The sequence below is a fragment of the Paenibacillus sp. BSR1-1 genome (assembly GCF_030403775.1).
Taxonomy (GTDB): domain Bacteria; phylum Bacillota; class Bacilli; order Bacillales; family Cytobacillaceae; genus Neobacillus.
On sequence record NZ_JAQMWQ010000018.1, the window covers coordinates 64153 to 80097 of the forward strand.

The 15945-nt window shown below is 36.7% G+C and carries 17 protein-coding genes; 7 read left to right on the plus strand and 10 right to left on the minus strand.

Annotated features, from left to right (window positions below; all coding sequences use genetic code 11):
• Position 1: 1 nt before the first annotated feature.
• The 4 genes from PH210_RS21305 to queC are packed head-to-tail and all read right to left on the minus strand — an operon-like array spanning position 2 to position 2647.
• Positions 2-727 (minus strand): polysaccharide deacetylase family protein, encoded by a 726-nt coding sequence (locus PH210_RS21305; protein WP_289988280.1) that lies wholly within the window; start codon positions 725-727, stop codon positions 2-4.
• 57 nt (positions 728-784) lie between these two features.
• Positions 785-1507, minus strand: coding sequence for a 7-carboxy-7-deazaguanine synthase QueE (queE, locus tag PH210_RS21310; protein WP_289988283.1), 723 nt, complete (start codon positions 1505-1507; stop codon positions 785-787).
• Positions 1500-1982, minus strand: coding sequence for a 6-carboxytetrahydropterin synthase QueD (queD, locus tag PH210_RS21315; protein ID WP_289988285.1), 483 nt, complete (start codon positions 1980-1982; stop codon positions 1500-1502). The genes queE and queD overlap by 8 nt, the downstream gene beginning before the upstream one ends.
• Before the next feature lie 5 nt (positions 1983-1987).
• Positions 1988-2647 carry a 7-cyano-7-deazaguanine synthase QueC gene (gene queC, locus PH210_RS21320; RefSeq protein WP_289988288.1) on the minus strand — a complete coding sequence of 220 codons (660 nt, stop codon included), beginning with the start codon at positions 2645-2647 and terminating at the stop codon, positions 1988-1990.
• A 459-nt stretch (positions 2648-3106) separates the two neighbouring features.
• Here queC and PH210_RS21325 point away from each other — a divergent pair, with 459 nt between their 5' ends.
• Positions 3107-3985, plus strand: coding sequence for a MerR family transcriptional regulator (locus tag PH210_RS21325; RefSeq protein WP_289988290.1), 879 nt, complete (start codon positions 3107-3109; stop codon positions 3983-3985).
• 62 nt (positions 3986-4047) lie between these two features.
• On the plus strand, positions 4048-4569 hold the full coding sequence (locus PH210_RS21330; protein WP_289988291.1) for a MerR family transcriptional regulator: 522 nt from the start codon (positions 4048-4050) through the stop codon (positions 4567-4569).
• A 42-nt stretch (positions 4570-4611) separates the two neighbouring features.
• Here the strand turns inward: PH210_RS21330 and PH210_RS21335 are convergent, their stop codons facing one another.
• Complete coding sequence (locus PH210_RS21335) at positions 4612-5598, minus strand: acyltransferase family protein (protein WP_289988293.1); 987 nt, start codon at positions 5596-5598, stop codon at positions 4612-4614.
• Between the two features lie 297 nt (positions 5599-5895).
• Between PH210_RS21335 and PH210_RS21340 the strand changes: the two genes are divergently transcribed.
• Complete coding sequence (locus PH210_RS21340; protein WP_289988295.1) at positions 5896-6909, plus strand: LLM class flavin-dependent oxidoreductase; 1014 nt, start codon at positions 5896-5898, stop codon at positions 6907-6909.
• Positions 6910-6942: 33 nt separating this feature from the next.
• Here the strand turns inward: PH210_RS21340 and PH210_RS21345 are convergent, their stop codons facing one another.
• Entirely contained in the window at positions 6943-8193 is a 1251-nt protein-coding gene (locus PH210_RS21345) for a DHH family phosphoesterase (RefSeq protein WP_289988297.1), read from the minus strand.
• Positions 8194-8370: 177 nt separating this feature from the next.
• On the opposite strand from PH210_RS21345, the gene PH210_RS21350 reads away from it, so the two are divergent.
• Positions 8371-9360, plus strand: a complete 990-nt coding sequence (locus tag PH210_RS21350) for an NAD(P)H-dependent flavin oxidoreductase (RefSeq protein WP_289988299.1) — start codon at positions 8371-8373, stop codon at positions 9358-9360.
• A 50-nt stretch (positions 9361-9410) separates the two neighbouring features.
• Here the strand turns inward: PH210_RS21350 and PH210_RS21355 are convergent, their stop codons facing one another.
• Positions 9411-9896, minus strand: a complete 486-nt coding sequence (locus tag PH210_RS21355) for a nitroreductase family protein (protein ID WP_289988301.1) — start codon at positions 9894-9896, stop codon at positions 9411-9413.
• Between the two features lie 143 nt (positions 9897-10039).
• On the opposite strand from PH210_RS21355, the gene PH210_RS21360 reads away from it, so the two are divergent.
• The gene (locus PH210_RS21360) at positions 10040-10165 is read left to right on the plus strand and encodes a hypothetical protein (protein WP_289988303.1); all 126 of its coding nucleotides are present in this window, start codon (positions 10040-10042) and stop codon (positions 10163-10165) included.
• 37 nt (positions 10166-10202) lie between these two features.
• Here PH210_RS21360 and PH210_RS21365 read toward each other — a convergent pair whose 3' ends face one another.
• From PH210_RS21365 to PH210_RS21375, 3 genes are all read right to left on the minus strand, one after another.
• Positions 10203-10886, minus strand: a complete 684-nt coding sequence (locus PH210_RS21365) for a M50 family metallopeptidase (RefSeq protein ID WP_289988305.1) — start codon at positions 10884-10886, stop codon at positions 10203-10205.
• A 132-nt stretch (positions 10887-11018) separates the two neighbouring features.
• The gene (locus PH210_RS21370; protein ID WP_354670005.1) at positions 11019-12404 is read right to left on the minus strand and encodes a HAMP domain-containing sensor histidine kinase; all 1386 of its coding nucleotides are present in this window, start codon (positions 12402-12404) and stop codon (positions 11019-11021) included.
• Positions 12401-13078, minus strand: coding sequence for a response regulator transcription factor (locus PH210_RS21375; protein WP_289988307.1), 678 nt, complete (start codon positions 13076-13078; stop codon positions 12401-12403). The genes PH210_RS21370 and PH210_RS21375 overlap by 4 nt, the downstream gene beginning before the upstream one ends.
• Positions 13079-13245: 167 nt before the next feature.
• Here PH210_RS21375 and PH210_RS21380 point away from each other — a divergent pair, with 167 nt between their 5' ends.
• Entirely contained in the window at positions 13246-14376 is a 1131-nt protein-coding gene (locus PH210_RS21380; RefSeq protein ID WP_289988309.1) for an ABC transporter ATP-binding protein, read from the plus strand.
• Positions 14376-15932: an ABC transporter permease/substrate-binding protein gene (locus PH210_RS21385; protein WP_289988312.1), complete on the plus strand. Its 1557-nt coding sequence runs from the start codon at positions 14376-14378 to the stop codon at positions 15930-15932. The genes PH210_RS21380 and PH210_RS21385 overlap by 1 nt, the downstream gene beginning before the upstream one ends.
• Positions 15933-15945: the final 13 nt, after the last annotated feature.

The window sequence follows — 15945 nt, forward strand, 5'->3', positions numbered from 1 at the left end:
GTCATTTTACTATTTGTGCAAAGTCTTCAAGTGTTGTTGAATATTTCACGTACGTTCTAGGCAAAAGATAAACTTCATGCTTAATCCCGGTTTTTGTAAATGGCCCAGGAGTAGTAGTAAGTCCGTAGGAATAGTACATTTTCGTCTCGTTAACAACATGTTCATCAGCATTTCCATAAGGGTAGGCCAAGGCGATGACTGGTTTGCCCGTTATCCTCTGTATTTTTTCTTTCGATTCCTTTAGTTCATAAGTCAAATTCTCCGATTTGGTTAAATCTGGATGGGTTGCCGTATGAGATTGAATAGAAATCAAGCCAGAATCCGCCATCATCTTCAAATCCATTTGCGATAAGCGATTTGAACGGCCAATAAAATCTGATATCACAAAAATAGTTCCAGCAGGCTTGAAATGATTCGTTTTCACTGTTTGAAAAATTGCAAACGCGTTTAAATTATTTTTATATCCATCATCAAAGGTAATAAAAATGGGCTTTTTCACTTTTTGAACATCTTGCCAGCGTTCGAAAGTCAACAGGGTATAGCCATGATCTCTCAAATAAATCATTTGCTTTTTAAAATTATCCGGTGTAACATATAACTCTTTTGAACCATGACCAGTAAATTCATCAATCGAGTGATAGATAAGAATGGGTACCTTTTGCTGAGCGAAAACTACACCGGGAAGTCCAATTACGAAAAGACATAGGAAAAATAGCAGCTTTTTCATATATTCCCTCACTTTACCTTGAAACGACTCGCACATAGTTTACCCCAATAATTCGATCTAAACCCCTCGTTTATTGCCCCAAATATAAGTATGCAATTGTGGAAGGACTTTTACATTTGTAAATTCAACATCATCCATCACTTTATTAATAAGCCACTCATACTTATTCAATAATTGACTAACTAATGCCAGATTATCGGTTGTTGCTAATTCATCATTTCCAACCTGCAAAAAGAAAGGAACAGTCGGATAACGCTGGTATACTTTTTTGGCATAGTCATAATCTTGGTCATCAAAAATGACAACCTTTATACTTACATGTTTTGAGGGATCTTCAAGGCGGTTTAGGATTGTATCAAGAATGGAGAAGTCTGTTTCCATTTTTGAACTAGGCGGCTTTGGCGAAATTGTTAATTCATCAATATCCACGAACCAATCCTGCCATCTGCTGCCCTGCGTTTCTAGGCCGATTTTTATATTATTTTCTTTGAATAGTTCTATTAAAGTATCTAAATTTTTTAATAGTGCAGGGTTACCTCCAGATATAGTTACAAACGAGAACCCATTTCCCCCAAGCCTTTTTAATTCTTCCCAAATTTCATCTGCTGTCATCATATTGATGTCATTTTTACCGGTTCCGTCCCATGTAAAAGATGAATCACACCAGCTGCAGGAATAATCACAGCCCGCCGTTCTTACAAACATCGTTTTTTGACCGATAACCATGCCTTCGCCTTGGATGGTTGGCCCGAAAATTTCCATTACAGGCAATTTACTCAACTTCCATCCACTCCCTTCTGGCTTCCGCATAACTCGTCGGTGTTTCAAATAAACGGACAAATTCCACCCTTACACCGTGGTACTGTTTCTGTCTTTCATCTTGGCTTAGTGCTTCAGTCATTTTTTCATAAATCCAAACAACCATATTTTCAGCTGTCGTATTCATCGGCGGAAGAGTTTCATTTAAATACCGATGATCGAGGAAGACTTCAATTTCATTTTTCCAAATATCTTTAATATCGCCAAAGTCCATCATCAAACCGCGCTCATCGACAAAACCACTGAGACCAAATATCACTTTATAGGTATGCCCATGTAAGTTCTTGCATTTTCCTTCATAGTTGTGCAGGTGATGGGCAGCATCGAAGGTGAATTCTTTACTTACCATGACACGCTTTTTATGATACCTTAGCTGCTCTTTTTGGATATCTACATCAATCTTTTGGAGTTTATCAACAATTCGAAAACCATACATAGCTGTTAAAACTCCTTTCGAATTTTCAAGTATTCATCTAATCCATTTTGTCGTAACTTGCAGGCAGGACATTCGCCGCAGCCATCGGCAATAATGCCATTGTAACAAGTTAGCGTTTTTTCTCTGACAAAATCTAAAGCTCCTAATTTATCGGCTAATTCCCAAGTTTCTGCTTTATTAATCCACATTAGTGGTGTGTGGATTACAAATTGGGAATCCATCGATAAATTAAGGGTAACGTTTAAAGACTTCACAAAAATATCGCGGCAATCTGGATAGCCGCTAAAGTCTGTTTCACAAACACCTGTAACAATATGCTTGGCGCCGATCTGACTCGCTAAGATTCCTGCAAACGTTAAAAAGACTAAATTTCTTCCTGGTACGAAGGATGATGGCAATTCGCCCTCTTCGCCATCCTTTACTTCAATATCCTCCCGTGTTAATGCACTTGGCGCTAATTGATTTAGCAGTGCCATGTCTAAAATATGGTGCTTGACACCAAGTTCATTTGCAATATTTTTGGCGCAATCAATTTCAAGGCTGTGACGCTGATTATAGTTAAAAGTGACGACTTCCACTTCTTTAAATTTTTCCAAGGCCCAGAATAAACATGTTGTACTATCCTGACCGCCGCTAAAGACTACAAGTGCTTTACTGTTTTTCATTTTACTCATTCTCCTTAAAATAGAAAAACAGCACCACTAAGAAGCAGTACTGTTCCTCTTAGTTTTTTTTGAGAGGGGTGCTAGAACCTCTACCGCATCTGCCTGCGGATTATTATTTATTTCCGTTTCTAACTATACCACAAAATAAATATTTTCAAAGATAAAATTTTTGCTAATTCTATATCATTTTACCGAAATCAACTTCTAAATGATCGCCAACATCACAATAAAAATTGTTGTTCAATCGACATTTTGCTTTTAGTTTACACTCAACTATTTCAACTTACTCATTCCAAAAAAAGAAATGCGCTCAATTTGCAGTAATATGTTGTTATTTCTTGCATTAAGTCTTGTTTTGATAGCTTTTGTCATATAGCAGGAAAATAGGATACTTAATGGTGAATTACTATCATAACGATGATTATTTCCTAGATTTTTAAAGAGAGGAATGATTTGTAAATGAAAACCTATACCTTAAAAGAAGCAGCAAAAAAAATAAATATCGCGCCTGGAACCTTACGTCAGTGGGAAACAGAATTTAATGAGTTACTCGATATTCCCCGGACAAAACAAGGGGCAAGAATTTATGGAGAAAGAGAGATAAACCTCCTTTTCGATATTAAAAGTATGCAAGAAAAAAAGGCAAGTAAAGAGCTTATTCGCAAATCGCTACAACCAAAACCAGAGTCCGAAAATGTTGCTGAAACTGATTTAGAACCCTCTGTCATCTCTGTAGAAGTCATTTCAGAACCGAAAACGCCGGCGGTTGTAGAGGAGTATCCATTAAATAATGCCAATCTTTTTTTCGAAGCCATGGATACCTATACGCAAAATTTTTTAAATGAAGTAAAAGAAGAAATCCGAAGTGTTGTCCGTAAAGAGGTAATAGAGGAAGTAAAAAAAGAAATTAAAAATGGAACATTAACTACTGTCAAATCAATTTCCGATTCGATTTATAAATCATCAGCCAACACACAATCTGATATTCAACAGCTTTCAGAATCTATTGAAAAAGCTTCTGAACATACGCTAGAATCATTGCAATACCTTTCTAATAATATTGCAAACGTTTCAATGGAAACAACTGAAGAAATTTTCACCCTTTCAAAACAACTTTCCGAAACCACAGAAGAATTGTCTCATTATGTTGATGTAACCAATAACGAAATCTCAAACCTTGCTGAAGCTATTTCCATTGACCGTGAATTTTTTATCGAAGAACGAAATCAATACCGTCAAGAAATTACTCAAAGGGAATTAGCATTTCAACAAATGCTGACAAGCTTTAGAGATGTAGCAGCATCCAAAGAAAAGAAATGGTGGAAATTCTGGGCTTAAAAGATTGTTAATCAAATCGTCGTTCGGAGTTTACGAGAATTTTAACTTTGGAGGGATTCGATATGAATACAAGCGAGGCCGCTAAATTATTAGGAGTGTCTACTAGTACGATTCAACGCTGGGTAAAACAGCTCGACCTGCCAATGGAACGAAATGAACGAGGGCATTATCATTTTAATGACAAGGACATTAAGGTATTACAAGAAATTCATGAACAACTGCAAAGCGGGACACTAATTCAAGAAATTGTTCCTGTAAAAGAGAAGAAGATACCTCGAAAAGGTATAGTTAACTCTACGGAGAAGAATGAAACATTTGAAAAGCTGCTTGAAAAAGTTAATAAACTAGAAATGGGTCTTCATGCAAAAGCAGATTCGGTTGCTTCCTACCAGCTTTTACAGCATCGCCGTGAAATTGAAGAACTGCAGCAACAAATAAAAGAATTAACACAACTGGTAGAAACACTTCAAACAGAAATGAACGAAATGAAAAGACCGCCTCAAATAGAAAAACCACTCGTCCTGGACAACGGAAAAGTCAAAAGAAAAAAGAAAAGTTTCGTTAGTTCATTACTTGGATTGTAATTGGGCAAAAAATTAGCCGAATGTGATCAACACATTCGGCTATCATACTTTTAATTCAACTAGAGGCTGCGTATATTTTTTCATCAAATAACTTCCAAGAACTTTACATATCAAGAAAGAAATGATGAAAAGTAAAAGATAATTTCCAGATATGGAATTTAATTGCTCATCCGGAATGAACGTTTGAAACGATTTAATAATAAAACCATGAAATAAATAAATATATAAGGTTCTTTCTCCGATTTTCGTTAATTTAAACTGAGTGGACGGTATAAGAGCTAAAAACCCAAACATTACTATGAATGTCACACCATATTGGAGTCCACGCAATAACCCATCTGATACCTCTTTCCCTCCCATGTTTGCATATGATGTATCACCTAACAACCATGGAACTGCATCTTTTGGGAAACCAAATCCAACCAATAAAAGTGTTACTGATATGATTAATATCCCCAATGGAAGGGAGTACTTTGCTCTGATAATCCTTTTTAACTGATTCCCATTTAGTAAGTACCCCAATAAAAAATATGGAAAAAATACAAATGTCCTTGATAAGCTTAAGAAACTGCCTATATGATCAACATAACCTACCCCGATACCGATTGCGATAGCAATCACTAAACCCTTCCATCTAAGTTCTGCGAAGATATATAACAACAAATTCCAGCAGAACAAACTCATTAAAAACCATAGCGTCCAATGCGGATGGAGTAAATCAAAATTCAATTTGTCTTCCTGTCCGTTTAAATAATAATAAACAGAATAAATAGATTGAAAAATAAAATAAGGAATTAATATTTTTTTTACAGACTTTTTCAAGTAGCCAGGTTTTTTATAACCTTTTGCGAAGTATCCGGAGATTAATATAAATGCTGGCATATGGAATAAAAAAATCGCGGAATATAAGGTAAAAAGGAGCCCATCGTGTTCCTTTAAAGGACTGATGAGATGCCCAAAAACAACAAGAAAAATTAATATAAATTTGGCATTATCGAAATATTTACTCCTTTTTGAAATTGAACCCATTTTATCACCCCATAGTTTAATTCACTCAAAAAGGTATATTAAAATTTTCCAAAACACCCTGTTCATCCATGATACCTCAAAACCATTACGGAAATATGTTAGCGGATTTACATAATATTTCATGTAAATTACAATTTTGAAATAATAATCAAATATACCCACGATTAAATTACCACTCAATTCTTAATAAACCCTTAAAATGGTTGGGGCAAGTCATTTCATTTTGCGAGGCATCATGGAACTGTTAAAATTTCTTTATGATTACCCATTAAAGTTTTTATGAAAGAGGCTGACAATATGAATCAAGAAAAAACAAGCAAACGTCTAAGTGATATTCCATATTCAGTCCTTGATCTTTCTCCCATCATTGAAGGAGGAACTCCTGCTGAGTCATTAAGAAACACGTTAGACCTTGCCCGTCATGTTGAAAAATTAGGCTATAACCGCTATTGGCTTGCAGAGCATCATAATATGCTAGGGATTGCGAGTTCTGCGACAGCTGTGGTTATTGGTCATGTTGCAGCTGGCACTACTTCCATCCGCGTTGGTTCTGGCGGGATTATGCTTCCCAATCATTCACCACTAATCATTGCCGAGCAATTTGGAACGCTTGAATCTCTCTTTCCAGGTCGTATTGACCTTGGACTAGGCCGTGCACCAGGAACAGACCAGATGACAGCCCATGCACTTAGAAGAGACCGGCGAAGCGATGGCCATGACTTCCCTGAGCAGCTGGGTGAACTCCGAGAGTACTTTAATCCATCAGGGAAAAATTATGTAAAGGCCATTCCTGGAGAAGGATTGGATGTCCCAATTTGGTTATTGGGTTCCAGCGGTTTTAGTGCTCAATTAGCAGGACAATTAGGATTGCCTTTTTCCTTTGCTAGTCATTTTTCTCCTGAATACACGAAACCTGCTCTTGCTCTATATCGCAGCAAATTCAAACCATCAGATGTACTCGAGAAGCCTTATGCCATGGTGGGAGTGAATGTTATTGCCGCGGAAACAGATAATGAAGCTAACTGGCTTTCAACCTCAATGCAGCAGCAATTCCTAGCGTTAATCCGAAATAACCCTGGAAAGCTCCAGCCTCCTGTCGAAAATATTGATTCGCTTTGCAGTGATTATGAAAAGTCACTGTTAGCCGGTCGATTGAGTACGTCTATTGTAGGCTCACCGAAAACGGTTAAGGAGAAACTGCAAGCCTTTTTAGATGAAACCCAGGCAGATGAGATGATTATCAATTCACAAATATTTGATCATCAAGCCCGGCTTCGTTCTTATGAAATTTTATCTGAAATAGTTAAATGAACATAAAAAAGAGCTTGGCTGCCCAAGCTCTTTTTAAATGTTTACAATATCCACAATCCTGTTACTAATTGTTTCAGGATATTTTTCTTTTATTTCCTCCAATGAAATCTGGAGATTTTTTGCAAGTAATGGAAGATATTCTTTGTCATATCGGAGCCAAGAAGCGTAGTTTCTTTTTAAAAATCGTTCAGCCTCTGCATAAGACAAGAATGATTGATTTAGCTTCTCCCCATTATGGAATACAATGTAACTGCTATTACCCTTCGGCTGAATAAAACTAATTTCCCCTTTATGGTTCTGATAACTGCTGCCATAGGAGGCTTCTTTCACATTAAATTCATTTCGATCTGCGTCTGGCTTAGGAGAAGAAAGATTAAAAACTCCCACAATAAACGTTTCAAATGCTTCAGCTGTTAAATCCGCTCCGGAGGCTTTCGGGTGGCCGCCGCCGCCATATTTTTGGGCAAATTGGGCTACATTTACGTCATCGTGAATAGTTCGGAATCCCATTTTTTTACCTCCGACATTCAATAATGCAATCATATCAAAATACGGATAAAGATTATTTAATGCATTTCCCAACTCAGATAAATATTGCTCCGCATGGACAATTCCGACACAATAATCGCCAACAAAGGTTTGGACCATTTGTCTGCTCTTCGACTGAATGTATCTGCTTATCTTCTGCTCTTCGATATCAAGTAGCATGTTTTCCGTTTCAGTCAGATCAAATGAATCTCTGTTTTCTGTCAGCCTTTTTAGCATCTCTTCTTCAAACTGCTCGCGGTTCCTGATATAGAATAAATCATTTAATCTTTTTGCTTTGATATTATCATTTTCATCCCATTCCCATGTATCATACTGGCGGACCAAGTCGATAAATTCCTCTAAAGCCTTATTTCGCTCTAACCTTCCATGTTCAACAAGGAAATCATAAAACAATGAGGTAGCGCAAGTCTTTTTACCCGTCTCATACTCCGCCCTTACACTTGCCCACTTATACTCATTAAAATGCATCGCGGTCGCATGATGGTCAATCATTTGAATATGCTTGCCCTGCCGAAATCTTTCTGCCAATTTTTTCTCAACATCGTTATTGACGGCTAAATCAGTTATATACACTTCTTCTGCATTATTCTCTAAATTAGAAATAAATGCTTCCACCCTTTGATTTAGATTTCGGTAGGAGCAATATGCTACATCTGCCTTTTCCCCAAATGCAATCTTAGCGATCAAGCCGCAGCCAAGTCCATCCAAATCAATGTCTGTAAAAAGTTTTACCATCTCTTCCCCACCATTCAAAAATTTATCCATAACGTATAGTTTGGATTCGGAAGTTTGTTCTTATACTTTGTTTTGTTAGAAAAGAAATATAACCTACCTTTATGACCAGGTAACAAACATCACATACAGTTTAAAAACAATATGATACGATTTACAAGTAGTTATAAAAGAAATCATATGAAATGGGGTTATGAATTGAACTTTCCACAACTCAAAATAGGTCATATCATGCCAAAGGTTCCGATCCTTCAAGGAGGAATGGGTGTAGGTATCTCTTTAAGCAAACTGGCATCAGCAGTCGCAAATGCTGGTGGGATTGGGATTATTTCTGGGACAGGAATTTCAGTTACGGAAATGCGTGCTCACATTAAAAAAGCTAGAAATCTAATCAAAGACACAGGGTATATAGGGGTCAATGTTTTGTTTGCTATGAATGATTTTGCTGAAAAAATGAAAGCTGCCCTAGAAGAAAAGGTCGATTTTATTATCTCTGGCGCAGGAATTTCAAGGGATATGTATACCTGGGGAAAACAAGCTGGAATTCCGGTCATTTCGATTGTTTCCTCAGCCAAATTGGCTAGAATTTCTGAAAGGCTAGGTGCTTCTGCAGTAGTGGTTGAAGGGTTTGAGGCTGGAGGTCATCTTGGAACTAATCGCCTAATGTTTGACATACTTCCAGAAGTTATTGAATCGGTTTCCATTCCCGTTATTGCTGCAGGAGGCATTATGAATGGAAGCGATATCTTAAAAGCACTTTCTATGGGTGCTTCAGGGGTGCAAATGGGGACACGGTTTGTGGCCAGCGAAGAATGTGATGCCCCATTAGCGTTTAAACAAAAATTCGTTAATGCCCAAAAGGATGATTTGGTTCTGGTTAAAACTACTGTTGGCTTACAAGGGAGGGCCATAAGGAATCATTTTACCAACTTAATCAGTGGATCAGACAAATTAAAAATTGCTAAATGTCAGGATTGTTTAAAAAATTGTTCTTATCGTTTTTGCACACTAGATTCTCTCGTTACCTCAGTGAATGGGGATGTTGAAAACGGGTTAGTTTTTGCGGGCGCAAGAGTGGATGAAATTAAAGAAATATTACCTGTCCAAAAAATCATCGACAATCTTACATTGGAGTTTAAAGAGTCCGTAAATAAAAGTCTTTTAACATAAAAGACAAAGCCAACCATAAAATGAAGGGTTGGCTTTGTCTTTATTTATTCTTATGGCAGCTTCTTTATTTTGCTATTAATTGAAGTTCTTGGCTTTGGAGCTGGTATTTCTTCTGGGTATCCAACAGCAAGAACGCCAATGAGGTCATAATTATCAGGAATTCCGAGGGTCTCTCGATTTTTTCCTTTCGCTCCTATCGATGACCAAAATGTCCCTACTTCCTCAGCCCAGGCAGCCAGATTAAAATTTTGGACAAAACAGGCAGTTGCCATTGCATTTTCTTCAGATTCAATTTTTGTTGCTCCATGTTTGGATAATATTGCCATCAAAAAAGGGGCATTCCCAAAATTTGTTTTATGGTTCAATTTTGCTCGTGTTTCACTTCCAATAATATAAATCTCCCATGGCTCGGTCATTCGATGATTAGGCGCCATTGCCGCTGCCTGGAGCCACGAATGAATCAACTCTTCCTTAACTGAAACTGGTTTGAATTTTTTTATATTTCTTCGTGTATTAATTGCGTCTAAAATATTCATTTCTATTACTCCACCCTTCATCCATCGGTCATTGTATTATCATATGTTAACTATTACCAACAATGTGCTTTTCAAATCTACTTGAGTAAAAAACATCCGCATGTACAAAATAATCATCGACCCTATTGAAGGGAGGGACTTAAATGACAAATCGTAACGACAATCGTGAGAGGAAAAATAAATATCCGGCCAACAAAAAACAAGATACTGAATTCTCAAAAGAGACAAGTATTCGAAGTGAGATAACGAAAAAAGATTTACAAAAATAAAGTATTTTTATTAGTAAAGGAGGCAGGTCCTCCTTTTTTAGTTTTTCAGTTTATAATAGCCTTTTTTCAAGCCGTAGTAACAAAACCAAAGTGACTGAATAAAGAAGAAAATCCCCCAAAGTGGCGCAGGAATAATATGCGTCAATTGCGAAAGATTTACAGCATCCCCCGCCGCACCGGGCTGAATAAAGCTAATAATTAAGATTTCATAAGCACTTTGAACGGAATCAACCAATAAAATTGAAGCAATCAAAAGTAAAATATGATCTCTTAGACCTTGACTTCCTTTTATCAATAAAATTAAAAAGGCGACCGCAAAGGAACAGAGCCAAAATATCCCATATGGATTACGTACCCAAAATAACAAATTTAGAAAAATAAAACCTAACAATATATCAATTAAGATTATTTGTTTTTTCTTTCCGATTAGCAAAAATGAAAGGAACGCCATAAAAGAAGCAAATGTATAGCCAGCAAGACTGGTAAAAAAGCTGCCAATCCATGTAGATTGATTACTATAGGTCGCACCTTCTGAATTCATAAACAACGATATTCTTTCGACATTGCCGCTAAATAGCGCAATCAAAGCATGGCCGGATTCATGGATAAGGGTATTAATAATTTTTACATAATTACCGATAATGGGCACATGAATCAATAGAAAAGCAAACACGAGGAAAAAGAAAAACTTCGAACTAAATTTATCTCGAACAAAGCTCATTTTACATTCTCCTCTTTTTTTGAATATTTTTTATTATCTTTATTTTAACATCTTTTAAGGAAACTTTTACAAAATAAACATAAAAGGCAGGCAATATCTTAGATTGCCTGCCTTCTTTTTTCATCCATTTTGTTACAATTTAGGAAGACTCACCTTAAAGACTGATCCCTTTCCCTTTTGACTTTTAACTTCAATTTTTCCATGATGTAAATCGATAATTGATTTGACAATTGATAAGCCAAGCCCGGTCCCCTCAACAGACCGTTCCCTTGAAGCGTCTGCGCGGTAAAACCGGTCAAAAACTCTTTCTATTTGTTTTTCATCTAATCCAATACCAGTATCTTTAAAAACAACTATTATATCTGACACTGTTTCCAATAATTCAATATCAATCGTCCCATTTTGATAATTATATTTAATGGCATTTGTCAGCAGATTTTCCCAGAGAGAGTATAACAAAGAAGCATCTCCTTTGACCCATGCATCCGGGAGCTCGTAACTGATCATAATCCCTTTTTCCAGGATGCTCCATTGGTATTGATGAATGACACTTTTAAGCAGACCTGAGATATCCACTTTACTTACATTCATTAAATCTCTTTTACTTTCTACTGATGAAAGAAGCAAAAGCTGCTTGGTCATTTTTGATAACCTGTCTGCTTCAGAATGCATGATCCGAATATATTGCTGTTTGTCCGGATCCTGTTTATCATTATTTTCCAAGAGATCTAAGTACCCTTTTATATTCGCAACAGGAGATTGAATATCATGGGAAATATTTGAAATTAATTCTTTTCGCAGCATATCGACTTTTGCCAGCTTCTCAGACATTTTGGTGAAATTGGCAGCCAAATGCCCGAGTTCATCCTTTCGTTCAATATTCAATCTGATTGAAAAATTACCCTCCGATATTTCTTTCGTTGCCATATTAAGTTTTCTAATAGGCTCAATTAAATATTTAGTACTAATAAGCACCATAAAAATACTTAACAAAATGGATAGGAGTAGAAGCCAGCCAAACAAAATATGCATTTCGTTAAACAAAAGTTTAATATCCGGCCGAATAAACAATGCATATTTTTTATTCTGATACTGAAAAGGGACTCCGATGGAATTGGATAATTCATTCGCAAAAAAGCCGGTCACAAACGTTTTGTGAGGAAATTGGCGAATTCCATGATACACTTCCCCATTCATCACCCTTTCCTGGACAACCTCCGGCAAATTCGTTCGCCTGAAAGAGGAACCAAAATAGATTTTTTTGCCTTCTTGATTTATCAACAAGATTTGATAACCAATCACTCCGATATGTCCAAAATAATCCTGAAGGCTTATTGAGGGATGTTTGCTTGCAAAATCAGCCATTTCTAAAGCAAAATTTGTGATTTTTTCATCATTTTGCTGCTTCAATTTTACTTGATAGTAGACATTTGAGATGAAAAACGACACAATACCGCTCACAATCATGATCATGATCGTAATAAAGGCAAATTTACTATATAAAGATTTCATGATCATGCGTTTTCTGCCTCCAGGGAGTATCCCACTCCTCTTATAGTTTTGATGGAAAAATCATCAGCGATGTCACTAAACCTCTCCCGCAAGCGCTTTATATGAACATCTACGGTTCGATCATCACCTTCAAACTCTAATCCCCAAAGCTTTTCAATTAAATGACTGCGGGTAAAAACCTGGTTCGGGTGGGCGGCAAGAAATGATAAAAGCTCAAATTCCTTTAGTGGAAGTATGAAGGTTTTGTTGTTGATTTTAACTTCATACCTTTTTTTATTTATGTATAAGGAACCTAAATTTACATTTGCTTCATTCGAATTACCATATCTCCGCAACAAAGCATTTACCCTGAAAATCAGTTCTTTTGGTTCGAAGGGTTTAATTAAGTAATCATCCGTCCCAGATTCAAACCCTTTCTCCTTGTCTTCAATCTGGCTTTTCGCTGTTAATAATATGACCGGAATATCGTACAATTTTCGAATTTTACTCGTTAAAAGATACCCATCCATAATTGGCATCATGACATCTACTATGGCCAAATCACACATTTCTTTTTGTAATAATTCAAAGGCAGCGGCACCATTATCAGCTGCTAGAATCTTAAAACCTTCTTTTGATAATAGACCTTTTACTAAACCACGAATATGCACATCATCATCGCAAATTAAAATTGTTTTCATTTTTCCACCTACTTATTTATGCATTGCTCACACACCATTTTACTTAATGACTAATCTTTTGAAAAGATTGATCCGATCCTTCAATTTTTCTTGAACTCGACAAAGTGACAACTTATGTGTTATCATTGAGTTGTCACATTACCGGTAACGTTTCAAAAAAAGGGGGAATGAACTTGATACAGTTTAAAGATATTGTTAAGAAATATCGAACTAAGACCATTATTAACACTTTCTCATTAGACATTGAAGCAGGTCAGTTGGTTGTTTTTATTGGTCCAAGCGGATGCGGTAAAACGACTTTGCTTAAAATGATTAATAAGCTTATTCAGCCCACATCGGGACAGATTTTTGTCAACGGGACAGATATCTCTAAGATGAATCCGATTGAATTACGGAGAAATATTGGATATGTCATTCAAAACACAGGATTATTTCCTCACATGTCTATTAAAGAAAACCTGGAATTGATTCCTAAACTGAAGGGTGAAGATCCGGCGTCGATTGAAAAAAAGACTTTAGAATTGCTGGAAATGGTAGGTTTAGATCCTAAGGAATATTTGCACCGTTATCCCAAAGAATTAAGCGGCGGCCAACAGCAAAGGATAGGCGTTGCCAGGGCCTTCTCTACAAACTCCGATATCATCTTAATGGATGAACCCTTCAGTGCATTAGATCCCGTTACAAGAAGCTCCCTTCAGGAGGAATTATTCCAAATGCAAAAGGAATGGAATAAGACCATCATTTTTGTTACGCATGACATGGATGAAGCTATTAAAATAGCAGATAAGATTTGTATTTTAAAAGATGGGGATATTCTTCAATATGATACTCCTGAAAATATCTTAAAAAATCCTGCTAATGAATTTGTTGAGGGATTTATTGGGAAACGACGTGTATGGAATAATCCCGAATTATTATTGGCCGAAGATATTATGATTCAGAATCCTGTAAAAATTACAGCGATGAGAAACGTCCTACAGGCGATTGAGATCATGAAGGACAATAAGGTAGACAGTTTAATGGTTACCGATAAAAATAACGTCCTAAAAGGACTAGTGACTTTAAAAGGCATTCAACTTCTTAATCGAAATACCTCAATTGAAATGATTATGGAACAAAATGTTCTTTCTGTTTCCCAAGATGCAAATTTAATTTCAGTGTTAGCAACTATGAATGAGCATAAAATAGGCTATTTGCCTGTGGTGAATAGTGCTAAACAATTAACTGGATTAATCACAAGAAGCAGCATTTTATCAGCATTAAGCAGCCAACTAATTGATTTGGAGGTGGCGTTTTAATGAGTAATTTTTGGAATTATTTAACGTCTAACTATCAGCAGATTTTTAGTTTACTAGGACAGCATCTTTATTTAAGTATTGTTTCCGTATTAATCGCGATTGTGGTAGGTATTCCGCTTGGAATTCTTATTTCTAGAGAACCAAAGCTTTCTAAGCCGGTTATTGGGACGACAAATGTTATTCAAGCTGTACCAAGCTTGGCTTTACTTGGATTCTTGATTCCTTTTATTGGTATCGGAAGCACGCCCGCAATTATCATGGTCGTTCTTTATTCACTGCTTCCAATTGTAAAAAACACTTATACAGGATTAACTAATATTGATAGGGATATTCTGGAAGCCGCCAAAGGCATCGGTCTGACCAAAGGTCAAACAATGAGAAAAGTGCAATTGCCACTTGCCTTCCCGATGATTATGGCGGGAATCAGAATTTCAGCGGTAACCGCTGTTGGATTAATGACTATCGCTGCTTTCGTCGGCGCCGGAGGACTTGGTTACCTCGTTTTTTCAGGGGTGCAAACCGTTGATAATAACATGATTTTAGCAGGAGCCATCCCTGCGTGTATTCTGGCGCTTCTGATTGACTTTCTTGTGGGTAAAATGGAATCTGCACTTTCGTATACAAGCAAACGACGGTACTCAAAGTCTTCAAGTAAGCAGACAAAACGATGGGTGATTGGTATTGCCTCCGTTCTGCTTGTTACTGCCGGAGCCTTTTCAATTTATGCAAAGGCCAATGCTGAAGATAAAATTGTGATTGGCTCGAAAAATTTTAGTGAACAATTAATTTTAGGAAATATGCTGGCAGATTTAATTGAAGACAAGACGGATCTTAAAGTAGAAAGAAAGCTTAATTTAGGGGGCTCTCAGGTAGCCTTTAGCGCCCTGAATAAAGGGGACGTCGATGTATATGTCGAATATACCGGAACTGGGTTGGTTAATATTTTAAAGCAGCCGCCCAAAAATGATCCTGAGCAGGTCTATAATATTGTCCAAAAAGAATTTATTAAAAAATATGGGATTGAACAATTAAAGCCCCTCGGATTTAACAACACTTACGCATTGGCTGTTCGCCAAGACACCGCTAAACAGTATGGGTTAAATACGATTTCTGATTTAGCGAAAGTCAGCAATGGCTTAATATTAGGTCCTACACTTGAATTTCCAAATCGTGATGATGGTTTGATTGGACTTTCTCAAAAATATAATATGAATTTTAAAGATGTGAAAGCTGTTGACGGTGGTCTGCGCTATACAGCCTTAGATAATCATAAAAGTGATGTTATTGATGCGTTTTCCACTGACGGTTTACTTGAGGCCTTTCATTTAAAAGTTCTAAAGGATGATAAAAATTTCTTCCCGCCTTACTATGCTGTGCCAATTGTTAAGCAAGAAACATTAAAGGAACATCCTGAATTGAAAAAAGCCCTCAATTCGCTTGCGGGTAAAATAACTGATGATCAAATGCGTCAGCTTAACTATAAGGTTGATAGTCTGAAACAGTCTCCAGCAAAAGTAGCAAAAGAGTTTTTGGAACATGAAGGATTAATTCAATAAAACTTAAACAAGC

Excerpts from the sequence above, each read along its gene's own strand:
- PH210_RS21360 (WP_289988303.1), top strand. The coding sequence starts at position 10,040 with ATGACAAATCGTAACGACAATCGTGAGAGGAAAAATAAATATCCGGCC.
- PH210_RS21375 (WP_289988307.1), bottom strand. The coding sequence starts at position 13,078 with ATGAAAACAATTTTAATTTGCGATGATGATGTGCATATTCGTGGTTTA.
- PH210_RS21370 (WP_354670005.1), bottom strand. The coding sequence starts at position 12,404 with ATGATCATGAAATCTTTATATAGTAAATTTGCCTTTATTACGATCATG.
- PH210_RS21380 (WP_289988309.1), top strand. The coding sequence starts at position 13,246 with ATGAACTTGATACAGTTTAAAGATATTGTTAAGAAATATCGAACTAAG.
- PH210_RS21365 (WP_289988305.1), bottom strand. The coding sequence starts at position 10,886 with ATGAGCTTTGTTCGAGATAAATTTAGTTCGAAGTTTTTCTTTTTCCTC.
- PH210_RS21350 (WP_289988299.1), top strand. The coding sequence starts at position 8,371 with ATGAAATGGGGTTATGAATTGAACTTTCCACAACTCAAAATAGGTCAT.
- PH210_RS21305 (WP_289988280.1), bottom strand. The coding sequence starts at position 727 with ATGAAAAAGCTGCTATTTTTCCTATGTCTTTTCGTAATTGGACTTCCC.
- PH210_RS21330 (WP_289988291.1), top strand. The coding sequence starts at position 4,048 with ATGAATACAAGCGAGGCCGCTAAATTATTAGGAGTGTCTACTAGTACG.
- PH210_RS21345 (WP_289988297.1), bottom strand. The coding sequence starts at position 8,193 with ATGGTAAAACTTTTTACAGACATTGATTTGGATGGACTTGGCTGCGGC.
- queD (WP_289988285.1), bottom strand. The coding sequence starts at position 1,982 with ATGTATGGTTTTCGAATTGTTGATAAACTCCAAAAGATTGATGTAGAT.
- PH210_RS21325 (WP_289988290.1), top strand. The coding sequence starts at position 3,107 with ATGAAAACCTATACCTTAAAAGAAGCAGCAAAAAAAATAAATATCGCG.
- PH210_RS21385 (WP_289988312.1), top strand. The coding sequence starts at position 14,376 with ATGAGTAATTTTTGGAATTATTTAACGTCTAACTATCAGCAGATTTTT.
- PH210_RS21335 (WP_289988293.1), bottom strand. The coding sequence starts at position 5,598 with ATGGGTTCAATTTCAAAAAGGAGTAAATATTTCGATAATGCCAAATTT.
- PH210_RS21340 (WP_289988295.1), top strand. The coding sequence starts at position 5,896 with ATGAATCAAGAAAAAACAAGCAAACGTCTAAGTGATATTCCATATTCA.
- PH210_RS21355 (WP_289988301.1), bottom strand. The coding sequence starts at position 9,896 with ATGAATATTTTAGACGCAATTAATACACGAAGAAATATAAAAAAATTC.
- queC (WP_289988288.1), bottom strand. The coding sequence starts at position 2,647 with ATGAAAAACAGTAAAGCACTTGTAGTCTTTAGCGGCGGTCAGGATAGT.